The 25,033-nt window shown below is 67.6% G+C and carries 20 protein-coding genes, 1 other RNA gene and 1 pseudogene; 11 read left to right on the top strand and 11 right to left on the bottom strand.

Annotated features, from left to right (window positions below; translation table 11 throughout):
• Positions 1 to 68 precede the first annotated feature (68 nt).
• The 3 genes from MTY59_RS19115 to MTY59_RS19105 all read left to right on the top strand — a co-directional run bounded on the left by MTY59_RS19115 (position 69) and on the right by MTY59_RS19105 (position 3,263).
• A complete protein-coding gene (locus tag MTY59_RS19115) occupies positions 69 to 1,049 on the top strand; it encodes a hypothetical protein (RefSeq protein ID WP_221042539.1) in 981 nt (326 codons plus the stop codon).
• Between the two features lie 92 nt (positions 1,050 to 1,141).
• Entirely contained in the window at positions 1,142 to 2,101 is a 960-nt protein-coding gene (locus MTY59_RS19110; protein ID WP_221042538.1) for an NADP-dependent oxidoreductase, read from the top strand.
• Between the two features lie 148 nt (positions 2,102 to 2,249).
• Positions 2,250 to 3,263, top strand: a complete 1,014-nt coding sequence (locus tag MTY59_RS19105; RefSeq protein WP_221042537.1) for a zinc-dependent alcohol dehydrogenase family protein — start codon at positions 2,250 to 2,252, stop codon at positions 3,261 to 3,263.
• A gap of 90 nt (positions 3,264 to 3,353) precedes the next feature.
• On the opposite strand, the gene MTY59_RS19100 is transcribed toward MTY59_RS19105, so the two are convergent.
• The 5 genes and pseudogenes from MTY59_RS19100 to glnA form a co-directional block, all read right to left on the bottom strand.
• Entirely contained in the window at positions 3,354 to 3,845 is a 492-nt protein-coding gene (locus MTY59_RS19100; protein ID WP_221042536.1) for a hypothetical protein, read from the bottom strand.
• A gap of 107 nt (positions 3,846 to 3,952) precedes the next feature.
• Positions 3,953 to 4,813, bottom strand: coding sequence for a TIGR03619 family F420-dependent LLM class oxidoreductase (locus tag MTY59_RS19095; protein WP_221042535.1), 861 nt, complete (start codon positions 4,811 to 4,813; stop codon positions 3,953 to 3,955).
• On the bottom strand, positions 4,810 to 5,454 hold the full coding sequence (locus tag MTY59_RS19090) for a PaaI family thioesterase (RefSeq protein ID WP_221042534.1): 645 nt from the start codon (positions 5,452 to 5,454) through the stop codon (positions 4,810 to 4,812). The genes MTY59_RS19095 and MTY59_RS19090 overlap by 4 nt, the downstream gene beginning before the upstream one ends.
• Positions 5,451 to 8,475 (bottom strand): annotated as a pseudogene (locus MTY59_RS19085) (bifunctional [glutamine synthetase] adenylyltransferase/[glutamine synthetase]-adenylyl-L-tyrosine phosphorylase). The gene MTY59_RS19090 and the pseudogene MTY59_RS19085 overlap by 4 nt, the downstream one beginning before the upstream one ends.
• A 50-nt stretch (positions 8,476 to 8,525) precedes the next feature.
• Positions 8,526 to 9,866 carry a type I glutamate--ammonia ligase gene (glnA, locus tag MTY59_RS19080; protein WP_221042533.1) on the bottom strand — a complete coding sequence of 447 codons (1,341 nt, stop codon included), beginning with the start codon at positions 9,864 to 9,866 and terminating at the stop codon, positions 8,526 to 8,528.
• A gap of 203 nt (positions 9,867 to 10,069) precedes the next feature.
• On the opposite strand from glnA, the gene MTY59_RS19075 reads away from it, so the two are divergent.
• Positions 10,070 to 10,927 (top strand): class I SAM-dependent methyltransferase, encoded by an 858-nt coding sequence (locus MTY59_RS19075; RefSeq protein WP_221042532.1) that lies wholly within the window; start codon positions 10,070 to 10,072, stop codon positions 10,925 to 10,927.
• Between the two features lie 38 nt (positions 10,928 to 10,965).
• On the opposite strand, the gene MTY59_RS19070 is transcribed toward MTY59_RS19075, so the two are convergent.
• The 3 genes from MTY59_RS19070 to MTY59_RS19060 form a co-directional block, all read right to left on the bottom strand.
• Positions 10,966 to 12,534, bottom strand: a complete 1,569-nt coding sequence (locus tag MTY59_RS19070; RefSeq protein ID WP_221042531.1) for an alpha/beta hydrolase — start codon at positions 12,532 to 12,534, stop codon at positions 10,966 to 10,968.
• A 91-nt stretch (positions 12,535 to 12,625) separates the two neighbouring features.
• The gene (locus MTY59_RS19065; protein ID WP_221046526.1) at positions 12,626 to 14,188 is read right to left on the bottom strand and encodes an alpha/beta hydrolase; all 1,563 of its coding nucleotides are present in this window, start codon (positions 14,186 to 14,188) and stop codon (positions 12,626 to 12,628) included.
• Between the two features lie 52 nt (positions 14,189 to 14,240).
• Positions 14,241 to 15,644 (bottom strand): WS/DGAT/MGAT family O-acyltransferase, encoded by a 1,404-nt coding sequence (locus MTY59_RS19060; RefSeq protein WP_221042530.1) that lies wholly within the window; start codon positions 15,642 to 15,644, stop codon positions 14,241 to 14,243.
• A gap of 131 nt (positions 15,645 to 15,775) precedes the next feature.
• On the opposite strand from MTY59_RS19060, the gene panB reads away from it, so the two are divergent.
• Entirely contained in the window at positions 15,776 to 16,624 is an 849-nt protein-coding gene (panB, locus tag MTY59_RS19055; RefSeq protein ID WP_221046525.1) for a 3-methyl-2-oxobutanoate hydroxymethyltransferase, read from the top strand.
• Positions 16,625 to 16,825: 201 nt separating this feature from the next.
• The gene (locus tag MTY59_RS19050; protein ID WP_221046524.1) at positions 16,826 to 18,016 is read left to right on the top strand and encodes a glycoside hydrolase 5 family protein; all 1,191 of its coding nucleotides are present in this window, start codon (positions 16,826 to 16,828) and stop codon (positions 18,014 to 18,016) included.
• A gap of 10 nt (positions 18,017 to 18,026) precedes the next feature.
• On the opposite strand, the gene MTY59_RS19045 is transcribed toward MTY59_RS19050, so the two are convergent.
• Positions 18,027 to 18,407: a heme-binding protein gene (locus MTY59_RS19045; RefSeq protein ID WP_415823178.1), complete on the bottom strand. Its 381-nt coding sequence runs from the start codon at positions 18,405 to 18,407 to the stop codon at positions 18,027 to 18,029.
• 184 nt (positions 18,408 to 18,591) lie between these two features.
• Here MTY59_RS19045 and MTY59_RS19040 point away from each other — a divergent pair, with 184 nt between their 5' ends.
• Positions 18,592 to 18,837, top strand: coding sequence for a hypothetical protein (locus tag MTY59_RS19040; protein ID WP_221042529.1), 246 nt, complete (start codon positions 18,592 to 18,594; stop codon positions 18,835 to 18,837).
• Between the two features lie 153 nt (positions 18,838 to 18,990).
• Positions 18,991 to 20,529 carry a CYTH and CHAD domain-containing protein gene (locus MTY59_RS19035; RefSeq protein WP_221042528.1) on the top strand — a complete coding sequence of 513 codons (1,539 nt, stop codon included), beginning with the start codon at positions 18,991 to 18,993 and terminating at the stop codon, positions 20,527 to 20,529.
• A gap of 4 nt (positions 20,530 to 20,533) precedes the next feature.
• On the opposite strand, the gene rnpB is transcribed toward MTY59_RS19035, so the two are convergent.
• Positions 20,534 to 20,933, bottom strand: an RNA gene (rnpB, locus tag MTY59_RS19030) — RNase P RNA component class A.
• Positions 20,934 to 21,010: 77 nt separating this feature from the next.
• Between rnpB and MTY59_RS19025 the strand changes: the two genes are divergently transcribed.
• The gene (locus MTY59_RS19025; protein ID WP_221042527.1) at positions 21,011 to 21,721 is read left to right on the top strand and encodes a 2OG-Fe(II) oxygenase; all 711 of its coding nucleotides are present in this window, start codon (positions 21,011 to 21,013) and stop codon (positions 21,719 to 21,721) included.
• A 6-nt stretch (positions 21,722 to 21,727) separates the two neighbouring features.
• Here MTY59_RS19025 and MTY59_RS19020 read toward each other — a convergent pair whose 3' ends face one another.
• The gene (locus MTY59_RS19020; RefSeq protein ID WP_221042526.1) at positions 21,728 to 22,363 is read right to left on the bottom strand and encodes a class I SAM-dependent methyltransferase; all 636 of its coding nucleotides are present in this window, start codon (positions 22,361 to 22,363) and stop codon (positions 21,728 to 21,730) included.
• Between the two features lie 46 nt (positions 22,364 to 22,409).
• Here MTY59_RS19020 and MTY59_RS19015 point away from each other — a divergent pair, with 46 nt between their 5' ends.
• Both MTY59_RS19015 and MTY59_RS19010 read left to right on the top strand, forming a co-directional pair.
• A complete protein-coding gene (locus tag MTY59_RS19015) occupies positions 22,410 to 22,985 on the top strand; it encodes a helix-turn-helix domain-containing protein (protein WP_221042525.1) in 576 nt (191 codons plus the stop codon).
• A 92-nt stretch (positions 22,986 to 23,077) separates the two neighbouring features.
• Positions 23,078 to 25,030 (top strand): aconitate hydratase, encoded by a 1,953-nt coding sequence (locus tag MTY59_RS19010; RefSeq protein ID WP_221042524.1) that lies wholly within the window; start codon positions 23,078 to 23,080, stop codon positions 25,028 to 25,030.
• Positions 25,031 to 25,033: the final 3 nt, after the last annotated feature.

The following is a 25,033-nucleotide window of genomic DNA, read 5'->3' as shown; positions in this document are numbered from 1 at the left end:
CTCGTGCCGGGCTGCGTGCCCTGCACATCGCGCTCCAGGCTGAAGACACCCCGAACATAGGACCAGACATGCCTGATATACCCCTGCCGACCGTCACGTTGACACCCGTGGCGTTCTTCCCGAAAAAGTATTTTCTGGAAAACCTGGCCGTGCGCGCTGACGGCTCCGTCTTGATCACCGCGGTGTTGCAGAAGGAGCTTTGGTATGTCCCGGCCGCCGAGAGTGATTCGCTGGTGGACCCCGTATTGCTGCATCGCTTTGACCATCCGGTCACCGGCATTGCGGAAATCGCGCCCGACGTGTTCGTTCTCTGCCTCAGCGAGGCCTACACGACCCACGAATCTCTGCTCGTCAGAATCGATCTCGCCGGTTGGGCAACGGGGGACCCCGTCCACCCCGAGACCATCTGCCGGTTCGACGACCGCGTCCGCGGACTCAACGGCGCCTGCCTGCTGGGCCCGGACGCGCTGGCGGTCGCCGACTGCTTCGCCGGCCTGATCTGGCGAGTCGACCTCGCCTGCGACGCCCGTACGGCCACAGCCGAGGTGTGGTTGACGCACGACACCATGGCCTTCGACCCCGACAGCGGCCTGCCGCCCCCGCCCCAACCGGGTATCAACGGACTGCACTACAGCACCCAGACCGGCTACCTGTACTACACCTCCACCGCGCAGAAAGTGTTCATGCGGGTCGCCGTCGACCCCTTGACACGCAACCCGGCCGGGGCGCCGGAGTTCGTCGCCGCGATCGACAACGCCGACGACTTCTGCCTCGACGAGGACGCCGGGTTCGCCTACGTCACCCGCCACCGCGCCAACACCATCGACCGGGTACCGCTGCATCCACGGCGCAGCAGCGAGGTCCGTCACCTCGCCGGCGAACCCTTCGACGAAGCGCTGATCGGACCGTCCAGCGCCGCTTGGGGACGCGGTCCCGGACAGCGAGGAAAAATCTTCTATGTCACCACCGATGGAGGCACCACCGCACCCCCACGCGGCATCGTGCGCAACGCCGCGCTGCTGCGCGTCGAACTGCATTCATCCGGATGAAATACCGCTTTGCCCTGCCCTTTTCATTTGTTGTCGGGTAACAGACGTCGATCCTCGGGAATAGGAGTGCACATGATCGGTTGTGGTCAGGTATGAAAGCGATCGGCTACACCGAATTCGGTGGTCCTGAGGTCTTGCGCCTACTGGAGTTGCCGGAGCCCCACGCGGGGCGTGGGCAGGTTCGCGTCCGCGTGCAGGCGGCGGCGGTCAATCCCGCTGACACGGCGGCGCGGTCGGGCTGGATGCAGAGGACGTATGCGCCAGATACGCTTCCGGGAGGAAGCTACCCCGAACCGCCCTACGTACCGGGATGGGACTTCTGCGGCGTTATCGACGAGTCCGCCGATGGCGCACCGATCGCGGTCGGCGAACGAGTCATCGGCCTTACGCTCAGCCCGATGGGCGATGTCGGCGCGTACGCCGAATACGTGGTCACCGACGCACGCTCGATTGTGCGGGCACCGGGTAACGTCACAGCCGTTGCCGCGTCCACTCTGCTCATGAACGCGGTGACCGCCTACGCCATGCTCGAGGCGTTAGCCGTTCCCCCCGGCGGCACGGTCGCGGTGACGGGCGCGGCCGGAGCCTTGGGCGGCTACACCATCCAACTGGCCAAATATCAAGGGCTGCAAGTCATTGCTGACGCCGCTGAAACCGACGAGCAGTTGGTGAAAGGGTTAGGGGCAGACATCGTCGTCCCCCGCGGAGACAAGCTGGCCGACCGCATTCGTGAAGCACTACCCGAGGGGGTCGACGGTGTCGTCGACGGCGCACTGTACAACGATGCGATCGTTCCCGCGGTCCGCGATGGCGGCGCCATCACCTCAGCTCGCCAGCACGTCGGCACCGCAGAACGAAACATCGTGTGGCACAAGGTCTCCGTCACCGAACACACCACACGCACCGACGTTCTCAACACCCTGCGCGATCTCGTGGAAGCCGGCGTCCTGACCCTGCGTGTGGCAGACACCCTTCCCGCCGGGCAGGCTGCCGAGACGCACCGGCGGCTGGAGGCCGGCGGTGTGCGGGGCCGTCTCGTGCTCACGTGGTAGCGCAGAGCGCCGTGTGCGAAATCGGCCCGTTGATCACCGAATCCGTCCTGATCCCCCGACCCGAGACCGCGGTGGAGGTGGTGCCGATTTCCTGACGGGCGACACCGGTCTCATCCGCGACTGACCTCCGACTGAAAGGGCTATCGCTATGCGCGCATATCGATTCGACAGCCACGGCGGGCTGGACGGCCTGCGGTTACACGATGAACCCGTCCCCTCACCGCAACGGGGAGAAGTCCTGCTGCGGATCAAAGCGGTCGCGCTGAACTACCGCGACATAGCGATCCCACTGGGCCGCTACGTGCGTGACGCCGCAATCGGTTTGGTGCCGTGCAGCGACGCCGCTGCCGAAGTCGTCGAGATAGGTGAGGGCGTCGCCGACTACCGCCCCGGCGACCGGGTGGTGGGAACATTTCAGCCCAGGTGGTTCGGTGGACCCCTGCCGGCAACCGCAGAGTCCGACAGCTACGGCAGCGGACAGGACGGATGGCTCACTGAATACAAAGTGGTATCCCAGGAAGCGGTGGTCGCCGTGCCACCCGCCCTGTCGGACGAACAGGCCGCCACGCTTCCTTGCGCCGGTGTCACCGCCTGGAATGCGCTAGGCGGTCCCGCGCCGATCCGCGCCGGCCAAACCGTATTGACGCTCGGTTCGGGCGGGGTATCGGTCTTCGCCGTGCAGCTGGCGAAACTGGCCGGTGCTCGTGTCATCGCGACAACCTCAAGTGCTCAAAAGGCGGAGGTATTGCAGTCGCTGGGCGCTGACGAGGTGATCAATTACCGTGCCAACTCTCAATGGGGCCAACGGGTCCGGGAATTGACCCAAGGTCGCGGCGTGGACCGCGTCGTCGAAGTTGGCGGGCCGGCCACCATCGAGCAGTCATTGCGGGCGGTCGCCGTGGGCGGCGAAGTGACCTTGATCGGCTTCCTGAGCGAGGACAATCCCGGGATCGACTATTTCTTGCTCAAGGGCACCGACGCAACAACTCGGTCCATCACGGTGGGCGACCGCACAGATCTTCAAAGCCTCGTGCGGGCCGTCACCACCACCGGGCTCACACCGGTTATCGACGAAATCTTCGAATTCGCAGACGCGAGAGCGGCATTCGAGCGACTGCGGGACGGAACCCACCTCGGCAAGCTCGTCATCAGGGTCAACTGAGCCGCTGCGCACAGAACGCCGCAATCCGTGCCGGTGGTGGGTAGCCCGGCGATGAACGCCACGGTCGGTTGCGCTCAGCGCGTCGCCGGATTATTCGTGCCGATCGCAGTCCTTGTCGGCGGGCGCCGACGGCCACGCGCAGGCGTCGATGTCCGTCGTGCTGCCGAAGCCCCCTCCGGTGAAGACCCCGAAGGCGTTGCCATTCCTGGCGGTATACGTGGCTCCGCCGCCGCCCGGCCCGTCACCCGCGCTGTCGACGATCAGCGTCCAGTTCATGCTCAACAGCGCGACCTTATAGGCCCTCATCACGTCGGCCGGAGACCCGTTGACGAAGAAGTGCGAACGGATGCCGCCGTCATGAATGGGATCGGGGCCGTCGGTTCTGTTCGTGGTCGCCGGCGTCGGGATCAGCGACCGCAGATAGGCGACGGCGGCGGCGGACGTGGCCTGCGGCACGATGGTCGTGGCCGTGTTGATGTGGTTCCCACCCGTGGTCGTCGAGATGCCCGCATACGGTGAACCACCGCACGCTGCCGTCACCACTCCGACGGCCGCAGCCGCAACGCACATCGTAAGGCGCATCTGGACTCCGTTCCGGGCAAGGGTTCCCGAAACATAAGCGATGTCGGGTCGCGCAAGCGTGCCTTCGCCCCCGGTTAGGTGCCCCGCTGCGCCGAATCAGGTGTCGCCTAGCCGTCGAGCGCGAGGTCCTTGCGGAAGCGCTGCATGCCGTCGATCTTGTCGTCCAGGCCGGCATCGGGACCGGCGTAGAACATCCACGGCATGGTGATGATGCCGGTGACGCCGGCGTCCTCGACGCGTTGGTAGTCGGCGGTGGTGAACGCGTCGGTAAGCGGCGTCAGGATGGTGAAACCGTCCATGGTCAAACCGTTTTCGGCGCGCATCTCCCGCAGCCGGCCGACCGCCTCGATGGCCCGCTCGGACTTGATCAGATCGCCGATCCAGCCGTCGTTGCGGGCGGCGCGCCGCAGCGCGATGTCGCTGAGCCCACCGACATACACCGGTATCGGTGGCGGAGTGGGTTGCATCTCCAGCCGCGGCGTTTGGTAGAACTGGCCGTCGAACTCGGTCCAGCCCGGCGACCACAGCGCCCGCATCAAGTCGATGATTTCGTCGGTGCGCCTGCCGCGGGCCTCGAATTGCTCGCCCATCAGCGCGAACTCCTCGCGGCACCACCCCACGCCGATACCTAGCTCCACCCGGCCGGACGCCAGAACCGCCGCGGTGCCAATGGCTTTGGCCGCCGAGTACGGGTTGCGCATCGCGGGGATGTAGACGGTGTTGACGAACCGCAACCGCGTGGTGACCTGCGCCAGCGCACCGACGAGCACCCAGGGATCGGGCCAGTCGGTGAACGGCTGCCAGCGCCGCTCCCCGTCTTTGGTGTACGGGTACGGGGTGTCCAGCGTCTCCAGGTTGACGACGTGATCGGGGATGCCGATCCCGTCGTAGCCGAGCTCGTCGGCCGCCTTGGCGAGCTCGATGATCTCGCGGGTGTTCAGGAAGGCGCTGCTGATGTAGAACTTCACTGCCCCTCCTGCGCCCAGGCCGGCTCGATGAAGACGCCGTCGGCCTCGACGGTGACGCCGGCGGCATCCGAAATGGTGCCGCGCGCAAAGACTTTGCGGCCCTCCTTGCCGTCGACCCAAGCCTCGCAGCGAAGCGGGCCCAGCGGGGTGCCACGCAGGTACTTGACGGTGATGGTGCCGGTGAAGCGTGCCTTGGACAGCCCCTCGCTGGCCGCCTCGCCGAGCATGTGGTCGAGCACCAGGGCGCTGACGCCGCCGTGCACCAGCTTGGGCGGACCCTCGTACGCCGAGCCGAGGGTGAACTCGCTCCAGCAGCGCCCGTCGCCCTCGTGGTGCACGACGATCGGCGGGGCGATGGGGTTGCACACGCCGATCGCGGCGTTGCCCAGCGGCAGCGGGCGGCCGTTGACGCGGTAGCTCACCCCGAGCGGGCGGGTGCGTTGCCGCAACGACGCGGTGACGGCTTCGATCGCCCGCTTGGCTTCGGCGACGACGTCGTCGTCGGCCTCGGTCCGGATGGTGGCGTCGACGAGCTCGCGGACCGCATCGGCCAGCGGAGCGTACAGCGCGGTCACGCGATCGGCCTCCGCCGCGCTGAGCACCTCGAATATGGCATCCAACGCGCCGGCCTCCTGACTCAACTCCCAAACACCTTGCGCACCACCGCTTTTGCTCGCCGCGTCACCCGCAGATAGTTGTCCAGGAATTCCCCGCCCTCATCGGTCGGCCAGCCCGCGGCCACGGCGACCGCGTTGAGCTGACGCCCGGGTCCGGGCAGCTGGTCGGTGGGCTTGCCGCGGACCAGCACCAGCGCGTTGCGCGCCCGGGTGGCGGTCAGCCAGGCCTGCCGCAGCAGCTCCACCTCGTCGGCGGGCACCAGGTCGGCCGCGGCGATCGCATCCAGGCACTGCAGCGTCGAGGTGTTGTGCAGCGCGCGCATCGATGCGCGATGCGCACGTGAACCGCGCAGCTGCGCGGTCGTCGACGTCGGCCAAATCGCGGCCCAACTCGCGTGCGTCGTGCGTCCGCGCCGCGCCGCGGCTAACCGCTCAGATCGACGCAGGGCGCCCGATCCGCCCGTTATCTCCTGCATCACGCCTCGGCGGATACACGCCGGCCGAAATTTTCATCAGCGTCAGCCATCAGCGGGAACCGCAGCAGTCTCCAGCGTCGCCGAAGCGCCCGAGTGCTGCGCGCAGCTTACGTGCCTGAGTCTACCCACGGCTGCTGCCACTGCTCAGTGAGTAGTGCGGCGTGGACGACGGGGTGCACCAGCGGCCCTGGCGACGTCCTCGGAGCCTACGGTTGGCGATCGACCATCCAACGGCGGGTCGACGCTGTGCGATCCAGCGCGCCCAGATCTGTTCGGCGGCGCGGTCGCGCCCAGTCAAAGCAACTGCTGCGGATATCCTCGACGCCGGCGTGCGGGTTCTGCGATGCGAACATCGCGTCGGCGTCAGGACGTGACCCGACGCGCCGCCGCCCCAGCCGACCCACTGCCAGCACTGGCCGTGTCTGGTGGCGCGACCGCGCCGCCGCCTGCGCGTCCTCAGGCGGGTTGTTGCCCGGATCATCGCGTCCAGCGCGGCCTGCAGCACCGCCACCCACACCGACGTCAGCGCCGCGCACACGTCGGTGACCTCGAGCATGCCGAGCAGGTCGGCGGAGGCGATGCGGGCCAACTCGCGCCGCCGCAGCGTGCGCGCCCCGGCGATCGCGCGCACCGGGTCGGAATAACGGCTGGCCGAGGCGACCAGCGCCCGCGCCACCGAGGCGGGGTCGGCCTCGAGCAGCCTCGGGCCGGACGGGCTGTCGCCGTAGTCCTGAATCACCCGCGGCGCACGCATCAGCAGGTCCGGCACGTACGCCGAGGTGCCCAGCACGTGCATCAGCCGGCGGGCCACCGCGGGCTTGTCGCGCAGCGTGGCCAGGTACCAGCTTTCCCCGGACAGCGCCTCGGACAGCCGCCGGTAGGCCAGCAGCCCGCCGTCGGGGTCGGGCGTGTACGACATCCAGTTCAGCAGCCTGGGCAGCAGCACCGACTGCACCCGGCCGCGCCGGCCGCTCAGGTTGACCAGGGCCGACATGTGCTTCAACGCGGACTGCGGGCCCTCGTAGCCCAGCGCCGCCAGCTGGCGCTCGGCCGCCTCGGAGGTCATGCCGCGGGCGATCTCCAGCCCTGGCGGTCCGATGGATTCCAGCAGCGGCTGATAGAAGAGCTTGGCGTGCAGCTGGGACACCCGCAGGTTCTGGTGCCGCAACTCCTCGCGCAACACCCCTGCCGCATCATGGCGCCCGTCCGGCCGGATGTGGGCCGCCCGCGCCAGCCAGCGCACCGCCTCGTCGTCGTCGGCCTCGGGCAGCAGGTGGGTGCGCTTGAGCCGCTGCAGCTGCAACCGGTGCTCGAGCAGCCGGAGGAACTCGTAGGAGGCGGTCAGGTTGGCGGCGTCCTCGCGGCCGATGTAGCCGCCCTTGCCCAGCGCGGCCAGCGCGTCCACCGTCGACGCCACGTGCAGCGAGTCGTCGCCGCGGCCGTGCACCAGCTGCAGGAGCTGCACGGCGAATTCCACGTCGCGCAATCCGCCGCTGCCGAGCTTGATCTCGCGGCCGCGGACCTCGGCGGGCACCAGCTGCTCGACCCGGCGGCGCATCGCCTGCACCTCGGCCACGAAATCCTCACGCTCGCAGGCGACCCAGACCATCGGCATCAGCGCGTCCAGGTAGCGCTGGCCGAGCTCCGCGTCGCCCACCGCCGCACGGGCTTTCAGCAGCGCCTGGAACTCCCAGGTCTTCGCCCAGCGCTGGTAGTAGGCGACGTGCGACTCGACGGTGCGGACCAGTTCACCGCTGCGCCCCTCCGGCCGCAGCCCCGCATCGACCTGGAAGAAGGCCTCGGAGGCCAGCCGCATCATCTCGCTGGCCACCCGGGTGGTGACCGGGTCGGCCTGCTCGCCGACGAAGATGACGTCGACGTCGCTGACGTAGTTCAGTTCGCGGGCACCGCATTTGCCCATCGCGATGACCGCCAGCCGCGGCGGCGTCCGCTCGCCGCACACGCTGTTTTCGGCCACTCGCAGCGCGGCGGCCAGCGCGGCGTCCGCCAGGTCCGACAGGTGGGCCGCCACCACGGTGAACGGAACCACCGGTTCGTCCTCGACCGTCGCGGCCAGATCCAGCGCGGCCAGCACCAGCAGCCGGTCGCGGTACAGGGTGCGAAGGCGCACCATCGCCGAACCCGGCGCCGCCAGCGCCTCGTCGACGCATTCGGTGAACATGTCGCACAGCTGGTCGTGGGTGGGCAGTGTGACGTTGCCGCGCAAGAGTTTCCAGGACTGCGGCTGGGCGATCAGGTGATCGCCCAGGGCCAGCGACGAGCCGAGCACGCCGAACAGCCGGCCGCGCAGCGGACGTTCGGCCAGCAGGGCCGCGTTCAGCTGATCCCATCCGGCGTCGGGGTTCTCCGACAGCCGGACCAGGGCGAGCAGCGCGGCGTCGGGATCCGGCGCGCGCGACAGCGACCAGAGCAGGTCGACGTGGGCCTGGTCGTCGTGGTCGTACCAACCCAGCTGCGCCATGCGTTCGGCCGCTTGCGGATCGACCAACCCGAGCCGGCCGACGCTGGGCAGCCTGGGGCGCTGCGTCGCGGGTTTGGTCACGCCCACGACCGTAGCGCAAGCCGCCGGCGTTCAGCCTGATCGGCGCTCGATCCGGGTCAGAGCGACAGGTAGGTGCGCAGCTCGTACGGGGTGACGTGGCTGCGGTAGTTGGCCCACTCCGTGCGCTTGTTGCGCAGGAAGAAGTCAAAGACGTGCTCCCCCAAGGTTTCCGCGACCAGCTCGGAGGACTCCATGGCGCGCAGCGCGCTGTCCAGGCTCGTCGGCAGCTCGCGGTAGCCCATCGCGATGCGCTCCTCGGCGGTCAGGTCCCATACGTTGTCCTCGGCCTGCGGCCCCAGCACGTAGCCCTTCTCCACCCCGCGCAGCCCGGCGGCCAGCAGCACGGCGAAGGTCAGGTACGGGTTGCACGCCGAGTCGGGGCTGCGGACCTCGACGCGCCGCGACGACGTCTTGTGCGGCGTGTACATCGGCACCCGCACCAGCGCGGACCGGTTGGCCGCACCCCATGACGCGGCGGTCGGCGCCTCGCCGCCGCCGACCAGTCGCTTGTAGGAGTTGACCCATTGGTTGGTGACGGCGCTGATCTCCGAGGCGTGCTCGAGGATCCCGGCGATGAAGGACTTGCCCACATCGGAGAGCTGCAGCGGGTCGTCGGGGCTGTGGAACGCGTTGACGTCACCCTCGAACAGGCTCATGTGGGTGTGCATCGCGGAGCCGGGGTGCTGGCCGAACGGCTTGGGCATGAAGGTCGCGCGGGCGCCGTTCTCGATCGCGACCTCCTTGATGACGTAGCGGAACGTCATCACGTTGTCGGCCATCGACAGGGCGTCGGCGAAGCGCAGGTCGATCTCCTGCTGGCCGGGCGCGCCCTCGTGGTGGCTGAACTCCACCGAGATGCCCATGAATTCCAGGGATTCGATCGCGTGCCGGCGGAAGTTGGAGGCCGAGTCGTGGACGGCCTGATCGAAGTAGCCGGCGTTGTCGACGGGAACCGGCGGCGTGCCGTCGTCGGGGCCCGGCTTGAGCAGGAAGAATTCGATCTCGGGGTGCACGTAGCAGGAGAAGCCCAGGTCGTTGGCCTTCTGCAGCTGGCGGCGCAGCACGTGCCGCGGGTCCGCCCACGACGGCGACCCGTCCGGCATGGTGATGTCGCAGAACATCCGCGCCGAGTGATGGTGGCCGTTGGCCGAGGACCACGGCAGCACCTGGAAGGTGGACGGGTCGGGATTGGCCACAGTGTCGGATTCCGAGACCCGCGAGAAGCCCTCGATCGAGGAGCCGTCGAACCCGATGCCCTCCTCGAAAGCACCCTCGAGCTCGGCCGGGGCGATGGCGACCGACTTGAGGAAACCGAGCACATCGGTGAACCACAGCCGAACGAAGCGGATGTCTCGTTCCTCGAGGGTGCGGAGGACGAATTCCTTCTGTCGATCCATAACCCGAACAGTATGCAACTGCTGTTAATTCTGTGTTACCGAACCGCTACCGCTATTCGGGGACCAGGCCATACTCGGAAGCACGCGAGCGGCTACGCGGACTGCAATCCCACAGTTCGCTAATCGCTGAAAAGTCGTCTTTCGTTCCGGCGGCGCGCCATAACATCAGCCGCCATGCGCCGCCGTCTACCTAACCCGACTTCGTGATGGCACTTTCGAATATTGAGCTCAGCTTCCTGTTGGAGGCGTCGCGCCGCGGCCTGCTTCCTCAGGATTGCCGCCTCCTGGAATTCGGCGAAGCCGAGACCACGATTGATGTGACGCAGGCGATCCCGCTTCTTGTTGCCGAAGGACCACGGCGCGCCGCGTTGCTGGCCGAGACGGTCCCGGACGGCATGTCCGAGGTCTATGCCGACGCCAAGCGAATCTACAAAGCTTTGTTTGACTTCCGAAGCTACAACGCCATCGATCTGCTCCCGCCCAATGATTATCGCCTGCAGCAGGATCTCAACCTGCCCTTCGATCTGGGGACAAGGTTCGACGTCTGCATCAACAACGGCACCAGCGAGCACGTCTTCAATCAAGCCAATTGCTATAAGGCGATTCACGACCACACCGCCCCGGGCGGCGTGATGATCCACTGGACGACGTGCCTGGGATGGGTCGACCACGGCTTATACAACGTGCAGCCGGGATTCTTCTACGACATGGCCACCGCAAACGGTTATGAGGTCCTGCTTGCTGTGCTGTCGAGCGACAGCGTGATGATGCCGATGATCCCCGGCCAGATCACCTCCGAGTTCGTCGCCGCGCATCCGGACATCCAGGACAGTCTCGCCTGCGCCGTCCTGCGCAAGACGACGGATGAACCGTTTCGATTTCCCTTGCAGGGGGTCTATTCCTTTCTCAAGGAACTGACCGACCGGGCAGATCCGCAACGTATCGCGGAATTGATGGCGGCGGCCCACGGCGGCCCGTCAGCAGACCAACCGCGGTCTGGGCCGCCTGACAATCCAATCCAGGACGCCTCGCCCGGCGAATTGCATCGGCCCGAGGGCTGACGCCAACACCTGGCGGCGGGCCCCGGAGACGCCCCTGGTCAGGACTGGCAGCGGTAGGCGGCCGGCGGCGGCGTGCCGGCGACGAGGTAGCGGACCACGGCGTTGTCCACGCATTGGTGGCCGTTGAACACCGCGGTGTGCTGGGTCCCGTCGTAGGTGATCAGCGGGCCGCCGAGCTGGCGGGCCAGGTTCACGCCGGCCTGATACGGCGTGGCCGGATCGTGGGTGGTGGAGACGACGACGACCTTGCCGGCGGCCATGGGCGGTGCGGCGTGCGGCGCCGACGTCGCCGGCACCGGCCACAGCGCGCACAAATCGCGCGGAGCGTTCCCGGTGAACTGCCCGTAGCTGAGGAACGGCGCCGCCTGGCGGATGAGCTGATCGGCGCTCACCCAGCTGGCCTGGTCCGTCGGGTTCGGCGCGTCGACGCAGCGGATCGCGTTGAACGCGTCCTGGTCGTTGGCGTAGTGCCCGTTCTTGTCGCGCCCGTCGTAGTCGTCGGCGAGTAGCAGCAGGTCGCCGGCGTCGGTGCCGCGCGCCAGGCCGAGCAGGCCGCTGGTCAGGTATTTCCAGTGCGCCGGTGTGTAGAGCGCGTTGATGGTGCCGGTGGTCGCGTCGGCGTAGCTCAGGCCGCGCGGGTCCGCGGTGCGGCCCGGCTTGGTCGCCAGCGGGTCGACCAGCGCGTGGTACCGGTTGACGAATTGGGTCGGGTCGGTGCCCAGCGGGCAGCCAGCCGAGCGGGCGCAGTCGGTGGCGTAGTCGTTGAAAGCGGTTTGGAATCCCGCCATTTGGTTGACGTTCTCGTCGATCGGCCCGACGGTCGGGTCGATGGCGCCGTCGAGCACCATCGCGCGCACGTGGTTGCTGAACTTCTCCAGGTAGGCGGTGCCCAGCTCGGTGCCATAGCTGTAGCCCAAATAGTTGATCTGGTCGTCGCCCAGCACCTGGCGCACGGCATCCATGTCGCGGGCGACCGAGGTGGTGCCGGTGTTGGCCAGAAACGCCGTGCCCATCCGGCTGACGCACTGCTGGGCCACCTGCCGGTAAAGCTGCTCGATATGCGCCACCCCGCCGGGGCTGTAGTCGACCATCGGCTCACGCCGGTACGCGTCGAACTCGGCGTCGGTGCGGCAGCGCAGCGCCGGGGTGGAATGGCCCACCCCGCGCGGATCGAAGCCGACCAGATCGAAGTTGCGCCGGACCGGAGAGTCCGCCAGGTTCGAGGCCATCGCGGCCACCATGTCGACCGCCGAACCGCCGGGACCGCCGGGGTTGACCAGAAGCGATCCGACCCGTTGTCCCGTCGCGGGTATCCGGATCACCGCCAGCTTGGCCTGCCCGCCGCCGGGGTTGTTGTAGTCGATCGGCACCGGCACGGTGGTGCACTGTGCGGTGGGGATTTCGCTTGTGTCGTCGACGAATTGGCCGCAACTTCCCCAACCCTGCGGCGCCGCGGCCGACGGCGGATTCGGGCCCGGCGTCTGCCCGGCGCCGGGTTCCGGCGTGGCGACGGCCGCGGGCGGCGCGAGGACGCAGGGACCACCGAGCAGCAGCCCGAATGAAAACAGCGCCGAGCTCACCGATCTCAGGCGCGACATGGCTGTCATCGTTGCAGCCGCGGGTACCCGGGACAGCGCGAAACGGTTACGCCTTGGTCTCAGAGCCTTAGGGCCACAGCTTGATTGCCGCCATGCCGCGTCAGCACTTGGCGCCGTCGGGCGGGATGGACCCGCTGACCAGATACGCGGTGATGTAGTTGTCGATGCAGCCGTCGCCCTGGAAGACCACCGTGTGCTGGGTGCCGTCGTAGGTGAGCAGCGAGCTGCGCAGCTCGTTGGCCAGATCGACGCCGGCCTTGTACGGGGTGGCGGGATCGTGGGTCGTCGACACCACCACCGTGGGCGCCAGGCCGGGCGCGGAAATGGTGTGCGGCTTGCTCGTTGGCGGCACCGGCCAGAACGCGCAGGTGCCCAGCGGGGCGTTGCCGGTGAACTGCCCGTAGCTCATGAACGGCGCGACCTCGCGGGAGCGGCGGTCTTCGTCAACCACCTTGGCGCGGTCGGTGATCGGCGGCTGGTCCACGCAGTTGACCGCCACCCGCGCGTCTGTGGCGTTGCTGTAGTGGCCGTGCGAGTCGCGGCGCATGTACATGTCGGCCAGCGCGAGCAGGGTGTCGCCGTGGTGGTCGACGAGTTCGGACAGGCCGTCGGTCAGGTGATGCCACAGGTTCGGCGAGTAGAGCGCCATGATGGTGCCGATGATCGCGTCGGAGTAGCCCAGTCCGCGTGGGTCGTTCGTCGGGACCGGACGGCCGACCATGGGGTTGTTCGGGTCGACCATCGGGTCGACCAGGCTGTGGTAGACGTCCACCGCCTTGGCCGGGTCGGTGCCCAGTGGGCAGGTCGGCTGCTTGGCGCATTCGGCGGCGTAATCGTTGAACGCGTCCTGGAATCCCTTGGCCTGCCGAAGGTCGGCTTCGATCTGATCGGCGTTGGGGTCGACGGCGCCGTCGAGGATCATCGCCCGCACGTTGTGCGGGAAGGCCTCGGCGTACGCCGAGCCGATCCGGGTGCCGTAGGAGTAGCCGAGGTAGGTCAGCTTCTCGTCACCGAGCGCCGCGCGGATGGCGTCGAGATCCCGTGCGACGTTGACGGTCCCGACGTTGGCCAGGAAGTCCTTGCCCATCTTGTCGATGCAGCGGCCGACGAACTGCTTGGTCTCGTCTTCCATGTGCGCCACGCCCGCCGGACTGTAGTCGACGTTGGGCTCCGTGCGCAGCCGGTCGTTGTCGGCGTCGGAGTTACACCACACCGCCGGGCGCGACGCCCCGACCCCGCGGGGGTCGAAGCCGACGAGGTCGAATCGTTCGCGCACCTTCTTGGGCAGCGACTGGACGACACCGAGCGCGGCCTCGATGCCGGACTCCCCCGGCCCGCCGGGGTTGATCACCAGCGAGCCGATCTTGTCTCCGGTCGCGGGGAAACGAATCATGGCCAGCGTCGCCACGTCGCCGTCGAGGTGGTCGTAGTCGACCGGCACGGCCAGTTTGCCGCACAGCGCGCCGGCCGGGAGTTTGACCTTCGGGTTCGCGGCCCGGCACGGCGTCCACTCCACCGCCTGGCCCAGCTTCGGTCCGGACATGACGGCGCGTCCGACCACAACGCGGACACACCCGGCTGCAAGCAGCGCGACGGCAGCCATCGACGTCCAGATCAGCAGCGTGCGCGCGATCCTGGCGCGACGAGACAGGCCCATGCCAATCTATGCTGCCAGAGGAAACCTGAGATCCTGATTAGCGGCACCGCCACCGGAGCTACCGCGCGAGCGCGAGCAGCTCCTCCATCGCCACCGCGAACTCGTCGGCCATCTCCCACAAGTCCGGCAACAGATCGGGGCAGGCGACCAGCCCGATGTCGAGTTTGCCCTGCAGCGACATCGCGGTGATGTTGAGTCCCGAGCCGTGAAATATCGGGCCGAGCGGATACATCGATTTGACCTCGCAGCCCAGCATGTACAGCGGAACCTGCGGCCCGGGCACGTTGGAGACCACCAAATTGTGCACGGGCATGCTGTCGGTGAATCGGGTTCTGGCGTAGATCCGCATCGCGATGCCGAAAACCGCCGGGGCGGCGAATTGCGACCAATCCTGCAGCAGTGATGCACCGATGGCTGAACTGTGTTCTTTGGCAACCGAATTCGTCCGGGCGATGGCTTTCAGCCGTTCCACCGGATCGGTGATCTGGGTGTGCAAACTCGAAAACATCGCCGACACCTGATTGCGGCCCGGCCGGTCGGATCTGCCGTGCACCGAAACGGGGACGGACGCCACCAGCGACGAATCCGGCAATTCATTTCGGTCCGTCAGGTATTGGCGAAGCACACCCGAGACCAATGCCATCACGACGTCGTTGACTTTGACGCCGAAATGGTTCTTCACCCCTTTGATGTCGTCGAGATCCAATTCGGCATAAGCGACGTTGCGGCGGTCAGTGATCTTGGCGTTGAACGCGGTTCGGGGCGCCGCGAAAGGACGTGCCATGGCGAGGCCTTCGCGCGCGCGTCGCACCGTGGCGAGCACCGACGAGACCGTGTCGGGCACCACGTTGGCCAGGTGCAGCGGCCGGGCCGCGAAGCGGACCAGGCCGCCGGCCGCGATCTGCCAGCCGTGGGCCCCGCCGACGCCCTCGGCCGGCTCAGGGGCGGGAGCGTCGGCTTCGGTCGAGCACAACTGCGACATCAGGTTGGCGCCCGTCACGCCGTCGACGCCGGCGTGGTGCACCTTGGTCATCACCGCCAGCCGCCCGCCGAGACCGTCCGAGCGGTGGCAGTCCGTGCCGGCCACGCCTTCGATGACCCACATCTCCCAGAGCGGCCGGCCGCGGTCCAACGGCCGCTCGGCGATGTGGCCGCAGATCTCGGAGAGCTCGGCCCGCCCTCCCGGCGCGGGCACCGCGATGCGGTGCAGGTGGCGATCGATGTTGAACTTCTCGTCGTCCACCCACACCGGGTGATCGAGATTCAGCGGACTGTTCGCGAGCTTTTCGCGGAACGCCGGGATCGCCTTGATCCGTAGCGCAAGGGCGTCGCGCAGCCGGTCGAAGCTGTAGCCGCCTGGCACCGTCGACGTGTCCAGCTCGATGATCGAGCACACATGCAGGGGCTGTGACGAGGTCTCCAGGTACAGGAAGCTGGCGTCCAGTCCACTCAGCCGCTGCATGCGCGAATGGTATGTCTCACACCGTCGCGGCGATGCAACTGCGCAAAAGAAATGGCAGAATCGAGTGGTCCGACGAACCCGGGGACCAATAACGGCCACGAGGATCGAACCGACCACCCTTAGGGACAATGATGTCTGAGCACAACGTTTACGGTGCCAACTCGCCTGCGCAGCCCGAAAAGCCGCGGACCAAGATTCGCACCCATCACCTGCAGAAGATGAAGGCCGAAGGCCACAAGTGGGCCATGCTCACGGCCTACGACTACTCGACCGCCCGCATTTTCGACGAGGCCGGCATCCCGGTGCTGCTGGTCGGCGACTCGGCGGCCAACGTGGTGTACGGCTACGACACCACCGTGCCCGTCTCGATCGACGAGTTGATTCCGCTGGTGCGCGGCGTGGTGCGGGGTGCCCCGCACGCGTTGGTCGTCGCCGACCTGCCGTTCGGCAGCTACGAGGCCGGGCCGGCCGCCGCGCTGGCCGCCGCCACCCGGTTCATGAAGGAGGGCGGCGCGCACGCGGTCAAGCTCGAGGGCGGCGAGCGGGTGGCCGAGCAGATCGCCTGTCTGACCGCCGCCGGCATCCCGGTGATGGCGCACATCGGGTTCACCCCGCAGAGCGTCAACGGCCTGGGCGGCTTCCGGGTCCAGGGTCGCGGTGACGCCGCCGAGCAGACGGTGCACGACGCGATCGCCGTGGCCGAGGCCGGCGCGTTCTCGGTCGTCATGGAGATGGTGCCGGCCGAACTGGCCACCCAGATCACCGGCAAGCTGACCATCCCGACCGTCGGCATCGGTGCCGGGCCCAACTGCGACGGCCAGGTCCTGGTTTGGCAGGACATGGCCGGTATGAGCAGCGGCAAGGCCGCCCGCTTCGTCAAGCGGTTCGCCGACATCGGCGGGGAATTGCGCCGGGCCGCAACGCAATATGCGCGAGAGGTGGCCGGCGGGGTCTTTCCCGCCGACGAGCACTGCTTCTGATCTGTCCGTCTCGATCGGTGGGGGTGTGTTGCCCGGTGACGTCGCCGGTCTGAGGTTCGCGCCTGGTCGACACGTTATCCCCATCGCCATGAAACCGCTGAAAAGCGTTGCGGTTCAGGGATGTACGATGGCTCGCGGGGAAGAACCGAACTCTGACGAGCAGGGGTGGACCACATCGACCGGGGGAATCGCGGTGACTTCGTGCACCGTCGAACGGTGTTGACGCTGCCGCTGCTGGTAGCGGGAGGCATGGCTTTGGCCCAGACACCACGCGCGTCGGCGCGACCGCCCAACACCTCGCCGCAAGCAAGCCGGTGGTCGCCCGAGCGGGCCAACCGCTGGTATCAGGCGCAGGGCTGGCCGGTCGGCGCGAACTACATCACCTCCAACGCCATCAATCAGCTGGAGATGTTCCAGCGCGAAACCTTCGACCCCCGGCGCATCGATACCGAACTGGGCTGGGCACGGACCAACGGGTTCAACGCGATACGGGTCTTCCTGCACGATCAACTCTGGGCGCAGGACTCCCGCGGGTTTCAGGTCCGGCTCGCCCAGTTCGTCGACATCGCCGCCCGCCACGGCATCAAACCGCTGTTCGTCCTGTTCGATTCCTGCTGGGACCCGTTCCCCCAGGCCGGTCCGCAGCGCGCGCCGCGGCCGGGCATCCACAACTCCGGCTGGGTGCAGAGTCCGGGGGCGGCGCGCCTCGACGATCATGCCTACCTGCGCACCATGCGCGGCTACGTCACCGGGGTGCTGACGCAGTTCCGCAGTGACGACCGCATCCTGGGCTGGGACCTGTGGAACGAGCCGGACAACCCGGCCGACGCCTACGCCTCGGTCGAGCGCAAAGACAAGGTGGACCTGGTCGCCCAGCTGCTGCCCCAGGTGTTCGAGTGGGCGCGGCTGGTCGATCCCTGCCAGCCGTTGACCAGTGGCGTCTGGCACGGCGAGTGGGCCGACCCGGGACGCCGCAGCGTTATCAGCGGCATCCAGCTCGACAACTCCGACGTCATCACGTTCCACTCCTACGCGGGGCCGGAGGAGTTCGAGAGGCGCATCGCCGAGCTCGTCCCGCAGGGCCGGCCCATCCTGTGCACCGAGTACATGGCCCGGCCGCTGGGCAGCACGGTGCAGGACACACTGCCGATCGCGAAGCGTTCCGGCGTCGGCGCGTTCAACTGGGGCTTTGTCGCCGGCAAAACGCAGACCTTCTTCCCCTGGGATTCCTGGGACCACCCGAACCCGGACCCCGCGATGCCGCAGGAATGGTTCCACGACCTGCTGGCCCCCGATGGACGGCCATTCCGCGACAGCGAGGTCCAGACGATTTTGCAGCTGAGCGACCTGGCGATGCATCTGCAGCCGCCGCCACCACCACCGGCCGGCTGAGGGCGATCGGTCAGCGGCACCGATTCTGGAAGTCGGTCAACGGCTGGCGAATGCCCTCGAGGTCGGCATGGGTCTGCGGGTTGGCGTCCATGTACTGCTTCAACTGCCCACGCATGTCGTCGCGCGGCTGCCCCTTCAGGCTGGTGAAGTACGCGTTGACGTCGGGGTGGGTGAACAAATACGCCGACGTCGCCGCGGCCACGCCCGACGAAACCTGGGCAAGGTCGGCCGCCGTGCAATTCGGTTGCGACGAGGGCGCCGGTTCCGGATCGTCCATCGGCCAGTCCGCGGCGGCCGAACCCGCCGTCGCGGAAAGCATTGCCACGCTGACCGCGCCGGCCGCCATTGCGCCGGCAACAACTCGGGCCGCCGGGCGAACAAAAGACCACATGGAAACGCTCCTTCGTCGGGCATCCGCAACCGCGGCCATTATCAGTACCGCAAACCATAAGGCGTTTTCTCGCCGCGCATGCGCTAATCCCCGGCAAAGGATTATGGAGCCATTCCTCGATCTCGCCCCGTCGGCCGGGCCGCGACGGCAGAATGCTTTACGAGTGGCAGGAAGGAGACCGCAGATGATTCGGCGCCGCTGGTTTGCCGCAGTGCTGGTGTTCGCGGGCTTGGCCGCAACTCCGGCAATTGTCGTTGCCGCGCATTCCGCCGATCGGGCGGAGGCGACCGTGTGTGTGGGCGCGGGCCGGCGCATCTCGGTCAGCGGGTGCACCAATATCGCCGACAACATCGAACGCTATGTCCCGCCGCCCGCCGCTTATGCGCCGCTGCCCGAGGACGACGCGCCGCCTCCTCCCCCGCCGCCGTAAGCACGGCCGCGACGGGCGCTGCACGCACCCGCCGATCCGCGGCGGCCTCGTCGTTTCGGTATGGCAGGCTATGGGTGCTCATTTCCCATCCGATCTGTTCACGGCCGCGGTGACGCGCCCAACGCGCCCGCCCAGCCCTCAGTGGAGCCGAAAATGCCTGCAAGAGCGCCGCAACCCTCGCGTCATCTCGAGGTCGAGCGCAAGTTCGACGTAGTCGAATCCACCGTGTCACCCTCCTTCGAGGGGATCGCCGCGGTCGCCCACGTCGAGAAGTCACCGATACAAACTCTGGATGCGACGTACTTCGATACGCCAATACACGATTTGGCGCGCAACAAGATCACCCTGCGCCGCCGCACCGGTGGCTCCGACGCGGGATGGCACCTGAAGCTGCCGTCCGGTCCCGACGCCCGCACCGAGGTCCGGCTACCGCTGGACGCAACGGACGGAAACGACTCCGTGCCCAACGAGTTGACGGACGTGGTGCTGGCGATCGTCCGCGACCGCCCGCTGCAGCCCGTCGCGCGCATTACCACCCGGCGCGAAAGCCAGGTGCTGTACGACGCCGCGGGCACCGCGCTGGCCGAGTTCAGCAACGACCATGTCACCGCGTGGTCGACGCGGGGATCCGACGACACCGACGCGCCGACCGAACAGGAGTGGCGCGAGTGGGAATTGGAGCTCCTCGAAGCGAGCGGGCTCTCCAACGGGACGGGCGGCGTCGAGCTGCTGAACCGGTTGAGCAACCGGCTGCTGGACGCCGGGGCCGCGCCGGCGGGTCACGGCTCCAAGCTGGCGCGGGTGCTCGGCACGCCGCCCAACGGCGCCGCGACGCCCGAGGATCCGCTGCAGCGCGCGATCGCCGAGCAGGTCCGCGAGCTGGTGGTGTGGGATCGCGCGGTACGCGCCGACGCCTACGACGCCATCCACCAGATGCGGGTGACCACCCGCAAGCTGCGCAGCCTGCTGCGGGACTACCAGGAGTCGTTCGGGCTGCCCGAGGAGGGGTGGGTCCTGGACGAGTTGCGTGAGCTCGCCGGAATTCTGGGCGTTGCGCGCGACGCCGAGGTGCTCGCCGAACGATACGAGCGCGCCTTGGACGGGCTCGCACCGGAGTTGGTGCGCGGACCGGTGCGCGAACGTCTGGTCGGCGGCGCCCAGCGGCGCTACCAGACCGGGCTGCGCCGGTCATTGATCGCCATGCGCTCGCAGCGGTACTTTCGCCTGCTGGACTCCCTCGACCTGATAGCGGCCGAAACTCCGGGCGCCGCCACGGCCGAGGAACAGCCGCCGGTAACCATCGAGGCCGCTTACAAGAAGGTCCGCAAGGCCCAGAATGCCGCCGCGCTAATCGACCGCGAGCACCCGGACGACCAACACCAACGCGACGAGGCGATCCACCGGATCCGCAAGCGCGCCAAGCGACTTCGCTACACCGCCTCCGCTACCGGCGCCGCGAAGGTGTCCGAAAAGGCCAAGGCGGTCCAGTCGCTGCTCGGTGACCATCAAGACAGCGTCGTAAGCCGCGAGCATCTGCGTCAGGAGGCCGAGATCGCGCACGCCGCCGGCGAGGACACCTTCACCTACGGGCTGTTGTATCAGCGGGAGGCCGACCTGGCCGACCGCTGCCGCGACGAACTCGACGACACCCTGCGGGACCTCGCCAAGGCGGTCCGCAAAGCGGGGCATTAGAAGGCGGACGAGTTGGCCTGTAAGCCGGATTCTGTTCCCCGCCGCCGCGCATAAGCAACGGCGGCGCGGCGGCGACCATCCATCTGGACACACCGTCACCGGGTGCCTCGAGCGGCCTACCCGCAGGCTCGGGCGAGCAGCCCTCGAACGCCTGCGCGGCCGCACCAAGGTGCGGCCTTCTTGGCCTTGCTTCGGGTGGGGTTTGCCTAGCCACCCCGGTCACCCGGGATGCTGGTGCGCTCTTACCGCACCGTTTCACCCTTACCACCGCGAGGGTGGCGGTCTGTTTTCTGTGGCACTTTCCCGCGAGTCACCTCGGATTGCCGTTAGCAATCACCCTGCTCTGTGAAGTCCGGACTTTCCTCGAACCGCTTGTGACGGTCCGCGGCCGCCCGGCCAACTCGTCCGCGACGATCCACGGTACTACCTGCGGGATGCGGGGGCCAGCAACTATGGCACGCGCGGCTCTATCGTGGACCTGATGGACCGATGGAAAAAGCGTGTCGACACCGGCGATTGGGATGCCATCGCCACCGCGGTCGACCAGTACGGCGGCGCGCCGCTGCCGCGGCTGGTCACGTCCGGTGAAGCGGCCCGGCTGCGCAAGCTCTACGCCGACGACGACCTGTTCCGGTCGACCATCGACATGGCGCCCAAACGCTATGGCGCCGGGCAATACCGCTATTTCCATGCGCCCTATCCCGAACCGATCGAAGAGCTCAAGCAGGCCCTCTATCCCCGGCTGCTGCCGATAGCGCGCGACTGGTGGGGCAAGCTCGGCCGGGACGCACCCTGGCCGGAGCGCCTCGACGATTGGCTGGCGGCCTGTCACGCCGCCGGTCAGAGCAGGTCGACCGCCCTGATGCTGAAATACGGTGCGGGCGACTGGAATGCGTTGCACCGGGATCTGTATGGTGACTTGGTTTTCCCCCTCCAGGTCGTCATCAACCTGAGCAACCCCGAGACCGATTACACCGGCGGCGAATTCCTGCTCGTCGAACAACGGCTGCGGGCCCAATCCCGCGGCATGGCAACGCAGCTGCCGCAGGGACACGGATATGTCTTCACCACGCGGGAGCGGCCGGTGCCCTCGGCCCGGGGGTGGTCCGCGGCTCCGGTGCGCCACGGCGTCTCGGTCGTTCGCTCCGGCGAGCGCTACGCGATGGGGCTGATCTTTCACGACGCGGCATAGGCGGGGCTATCCCGTTCGCCGCAACACCATGATGTTGTCGGCCATCGTTCCGACTTCCCCGTTCGGGCCGACCATTTCGCGGTCGACGGCCTCGGTCCGCAGCCGCGTCCACCCCGGTGCCTCCAGGCCCAGCGACCCGAGGACCTCCTCGATACCGGCGAAGTGGTGATCGCGATGATGCTCGGCCCACGGCGGGGGCGCCCCGTGGTCGACGATCAACAGCACCCCACCACGATCCACCCGCTCGGCCGCCCGCCGCAGCACCCCGTCGCGTTCCAGTCGCGCGGGCGAGTGCAGATATTGCGCGGACACCAGGTCGAAACTCCCTTCGGGGAAACTCTCGTTGAGATCGTGTCGCTGAAAGTCGATGTGTGCGAGCAAGTTCCGTGCCGCCGCGGCCTCGGTGGCGCGCTGCAGCGCGGTGGCCGAGATATCGACGGCCACCACCTGCCAGCCGCGCTCGGCCAGCCACAGCGCGTCGGCCCCCTCACCGCAGCCGAGGTCGAGCGCCCGGCCCGCCGGCAGGCCGGCGGCCAGCTCGGCCAGGCGGGGATTGACCCGTCCACTCCACGCTCGCTCCACCGAGCGGTAGCGCTCCTCCCAGAACCGCTGGGCGTCATCAGGTTTGCATGAATTGTCCACACCGCGAGCTTGCCTACCCCGCGCAACTTTGCCAAGCTTAATTGCCATGGAGGCAAAAACCACCCCGGACATCGACCTCCTGGTACGCCGGCGGCTGCGCGAACTGCGGGTGCAACGAGGCTTGACGCTGCAGGAGGTCGGCGAGCGCGCCGGCATCGATGTCTCGACGCTCAGCCGCCTCGAGTCCGGGAAACGCCGGCTGGCACTGGATCATCTGCCCCGGCTGGCCCGGGCCTTGTCGGTCAGCACCGACGAGCTCCTGCAGACGCCGCCCACTCCGGACCCGCGGGTGCGCGGCGCCGCGCATACCCACCACGGCGTCACCTATTGGCCGCTGACCCGCCAGGGCCCTGCCGGCGGCCTGCACGCGTTCAAGGTCCGGGTCAGCGCGCGTCGCCGCACCCCGCCGGCCGATCTGCCGGTGCACGAGGGCCAGGACTGGATGTATGTGCTTTCCGGCCGGATGCGGCTCATCCTGGGCGAGCGCGACTTCACCATCGACCCTGGGCAAGCCGTCGAGTTCTCGACGTGGACGCCGCACTGGTTCGGCGTGGTGGACGGGCCGGTGGAGGCCATCGTGATCTTCGGAGCGCACGGCGAACGGCTCCACCTGCATAGTTGATCCGCACTAGACACGCTGGCTCGTTGAGCACCGGCGACGCGCATCGGCCATCAAATCGCGCTAGAACACGCCGTACCGGGGTAATCGCGGGTATGGCCATGAACGTCGCTCACAAGCTGATCAGTTCGCATCTGGAGTCCGGGGAGATGTCCCCGGGAGAAGAGATCGCCATCCACATCGATCAGACGCTGACCCAGGATGCGACCGGCACGCTGGTGATGCAGGAACTCGAGGCGCTCGGGCTCGATCGCGCCCGCACCGAGGTGAGCGTGCAGTACGTCGACCACAACCTGCTGCAGGGCGACGAAAAGAACGCCGAGGATCATGAGTATCTGCGCACCGCGGCGCAACGCTTCGGCCTGTGGTTCTCCAAACCGGGCAACGGTGTCTCGCACCCGACCCACATGCAGCGCTTCGGCATCCCCGGCAAGACGATGGTGGGCTCCGACTCCCACACTCCGGCAGCCGGATCGCTGGGCATGCTCGCGATCGGCGTCGGTGGTCTGGAGGTGGCGCTGGCGATAACCGGGCGGCCACTGCACATCCGTATGCCCGAGGTATGGGGGGTGCGACTCGATGGTGAGCTGCCCCAGTGGTGTTCGGCCAAAGACGTGATCCTGGAGATGTTGCGGCGCCACGACGTCAAGGGCGGGGTGAACCGGATCATCGAGTATCACGGTCCCGGCGTGGCGACGCTGACGGCGATGGACCGCCACGTGATCGCCAACATGGGAGCCGAACTCGGCGCCACGACGACGGTGTTTCCCAGCGACGAGGCCGTGCGCGAATTCCTGCGCGCCGAGGGACGCGAGGACGACTGGACGGAGTTGCTGGCCGACGACGACGCGGGCTACGACGTCGAGGACACCATCGACTTGTCGCAGATCGAGCCGCTGATCGCCAAGCCGTCGTCGCCGGGCAACGTGGTACCGGTTCGCGAGGTGGCCGGCGAGGAGATCGCCCAGGCGGTGATCGGTTCCAGCGCCAACCCCGGGCTGCGCGATTTCGCGATCGCGGCCGCAATAGTGGCCGGACGCCAGACGGTCCCGCAGGTCAGCTTCGACATCAACCCGACATCGCGGGAAATCCTGGCCGATCTCACCAAGATGGGTGCGACGTTGGATCTGGTGATGGCCGGCGCGCGCATCCACCAGGCGGGCTGCATGGGGTGCATCGGCATGGGCCAGGCCCCCGCCGTCGGTCGCAACTCGCTGCGCACTATGCCACGCAACTTCCCCGGCCGGTCCGGTACCAAGGAGGATGCGGTGTGGCTGTGCTCGCCCGAGACCGCCGCGGCATCGGCGCTGATGGGCGTGATCACCGATCCGCGGGATTGGGCCGAACAGGAGCAGATGGAATATCCGAAACTCGATCTGCCCGAGCGTAACTCGGTCAACACCGCAATGCTGGTGGCTCCGCCGGACGCCGAGGAGGCACAACGTATCGAACCCGTGAAGGGGCCCAACATCTCCAGCCTGCCCGAATTGTCGCCGCTGCCAGACGAAGTCGAGGCGCCGGTGCTGCTCAAGGTCGGCGACAACATCTCCACCGACGAAATCTCACCGGCCGGCGTACAGGCCCTGCCGCTTCGGTCCAACATCCCGAAGCTCGCGATGTTCAGCTTCACCCGGGTCGACGACTCCTACCCCGAGCGGGCTCAACAGGCCGGCGACGGCGGGCACATCATTGTGGCCGGAGATAACTACGGCCAGGGCTCCTCGCGTGAGCACGCCGCGATCGCACCGCGCTACCTCGGATTGCGCGTCGTCATCGCCAAGTCCTTCGCACGCATCCACTGGCAAAACCTGGCCAACTATGGGATTTTGGCGCTCGAGTTCGAAAATCCCGACGACTACGACTCGATCGACCAAGACGACACCCTGCGCATCCAGAATCTGCACACGATCGACGAAGAGGACGTTCTGCAGGTCGACAACGTCAGCAAGGAATCGTCATTCGCGGTGCGGCATCGACTTTCGCCACGGCAAGTCAAGGATGTGTTGGCCGGCGGCTTGATTCCACGACTCAACCAAGAGCAGAAGTGACGT

This window comes from Mycobacterium senriense, assembly GCF_019668465.1.
In the GTDB taxonomy this organism is placed as follows: Bacteria; Actinomycetota; Actinomycetes; order Mycobacteriales; family Mycobacteriaceae; genus Mycobacterium; species Mycobacterium senriense.
Note: the sequence above shows the minus strand (reverse complement) of the source record. Positions and strands in the feature narration are given on the sequence as shown.

Coding starts and splice junctions, on each gene's coding strand:
- MTY59_RS19010 (WP_221042524.1), top strand. CDS start 23,078: ATGGCCATGAACGTCGCTCACAAGCTGATCAGTTCGCATCTGGAGTCC.
- MTY59_RS19025 (WP_221042527.1), top strand. CDS start 21,011: ATGGACCGATGGAAAAAGCGTGTCGACACCGGCGATTGGGATGCCATC.
- MTY59_RS19115 (WP_221042539.1), top strand. CDS start 69: ATGCCTGATATACCCCTGCCGACCGTCACGTTGACACCCGTGGCGTTC.
- MTY59_RS19040 (WP_221042529.1), top strand. CDS start 18,592: ATGATTCGGCGCCGCTGGTTTGCCGCAGTGCTGGTGTTCGCGGGCTTG.
- MTY59_RS19035 (WP_221042528.1), top strand. CDS start 18,991: ATGCCTGCAAGAGCGCCGCAACCCTCGCGTCATCTCGAGGTCGAGCGC.
- MTY59_RS19015 (WP_221042525.1), top strand. CDS start 22,410: ATGGAGGCAAAAACCACCCCGGACATCGACCTCCTGGTACGCCGGCGG.
- MTY59_RS19105 (WP_221042537.1), top strand. CDS start 2,250: ATGCGCGCATATCGATTCGACAGCCACGGCGGGCTGGACGGCCTGCGG.
- MTY59_RS19070 (WP_221042531.1), bottom strand. CDS start 12,534: ATGACAGCCATGTCGCGCCTGAGATCGGTGAGCTCGGCGCTGTTTTCA.
- MTY59_RS19045 (WP_415823178.1), bottom strand. CDS start 18,407: ATGTGGTCTTTTGTTCGCCCGGCGGCCCGAGTTGTTGCCGGCGCAATG.
- MTY59_RS19060 (WP_221042530.1), bottom strand. CDS start 15,644: ATGCAGCGGCTGAGTGGACTGGACGCCAGCTTCCTGTACCTGGAGACC.
- MTY59_RS19100 (WP_221042536.1), bottom strand. CDS start 3,845: ATGCGCCTTACGATGTGCGTTGCGGCTGCGGCCGTCGGAGTGGTGACG.
- MTY59_RS19110 (WP_221042538.1), top strand. CDS start 1,142: ATGAAAGCGATCGGCTACACCGAATTCGGTGGTCCTGAGGTCTTGCGC.
- glnA (WP_221042533.1), bottom strand. CDS start 9,866: ATGGATCGACAGAAGGAATTCGTCCTCCGCACCCTCGAGGAACGAGAC.
- panB (WP_221046525.1), top strand. CDS start 15,776: ATGTCTGAGCACAACGTTTACGGTGCCAACTCGCCTGCGCAGCCCGAA.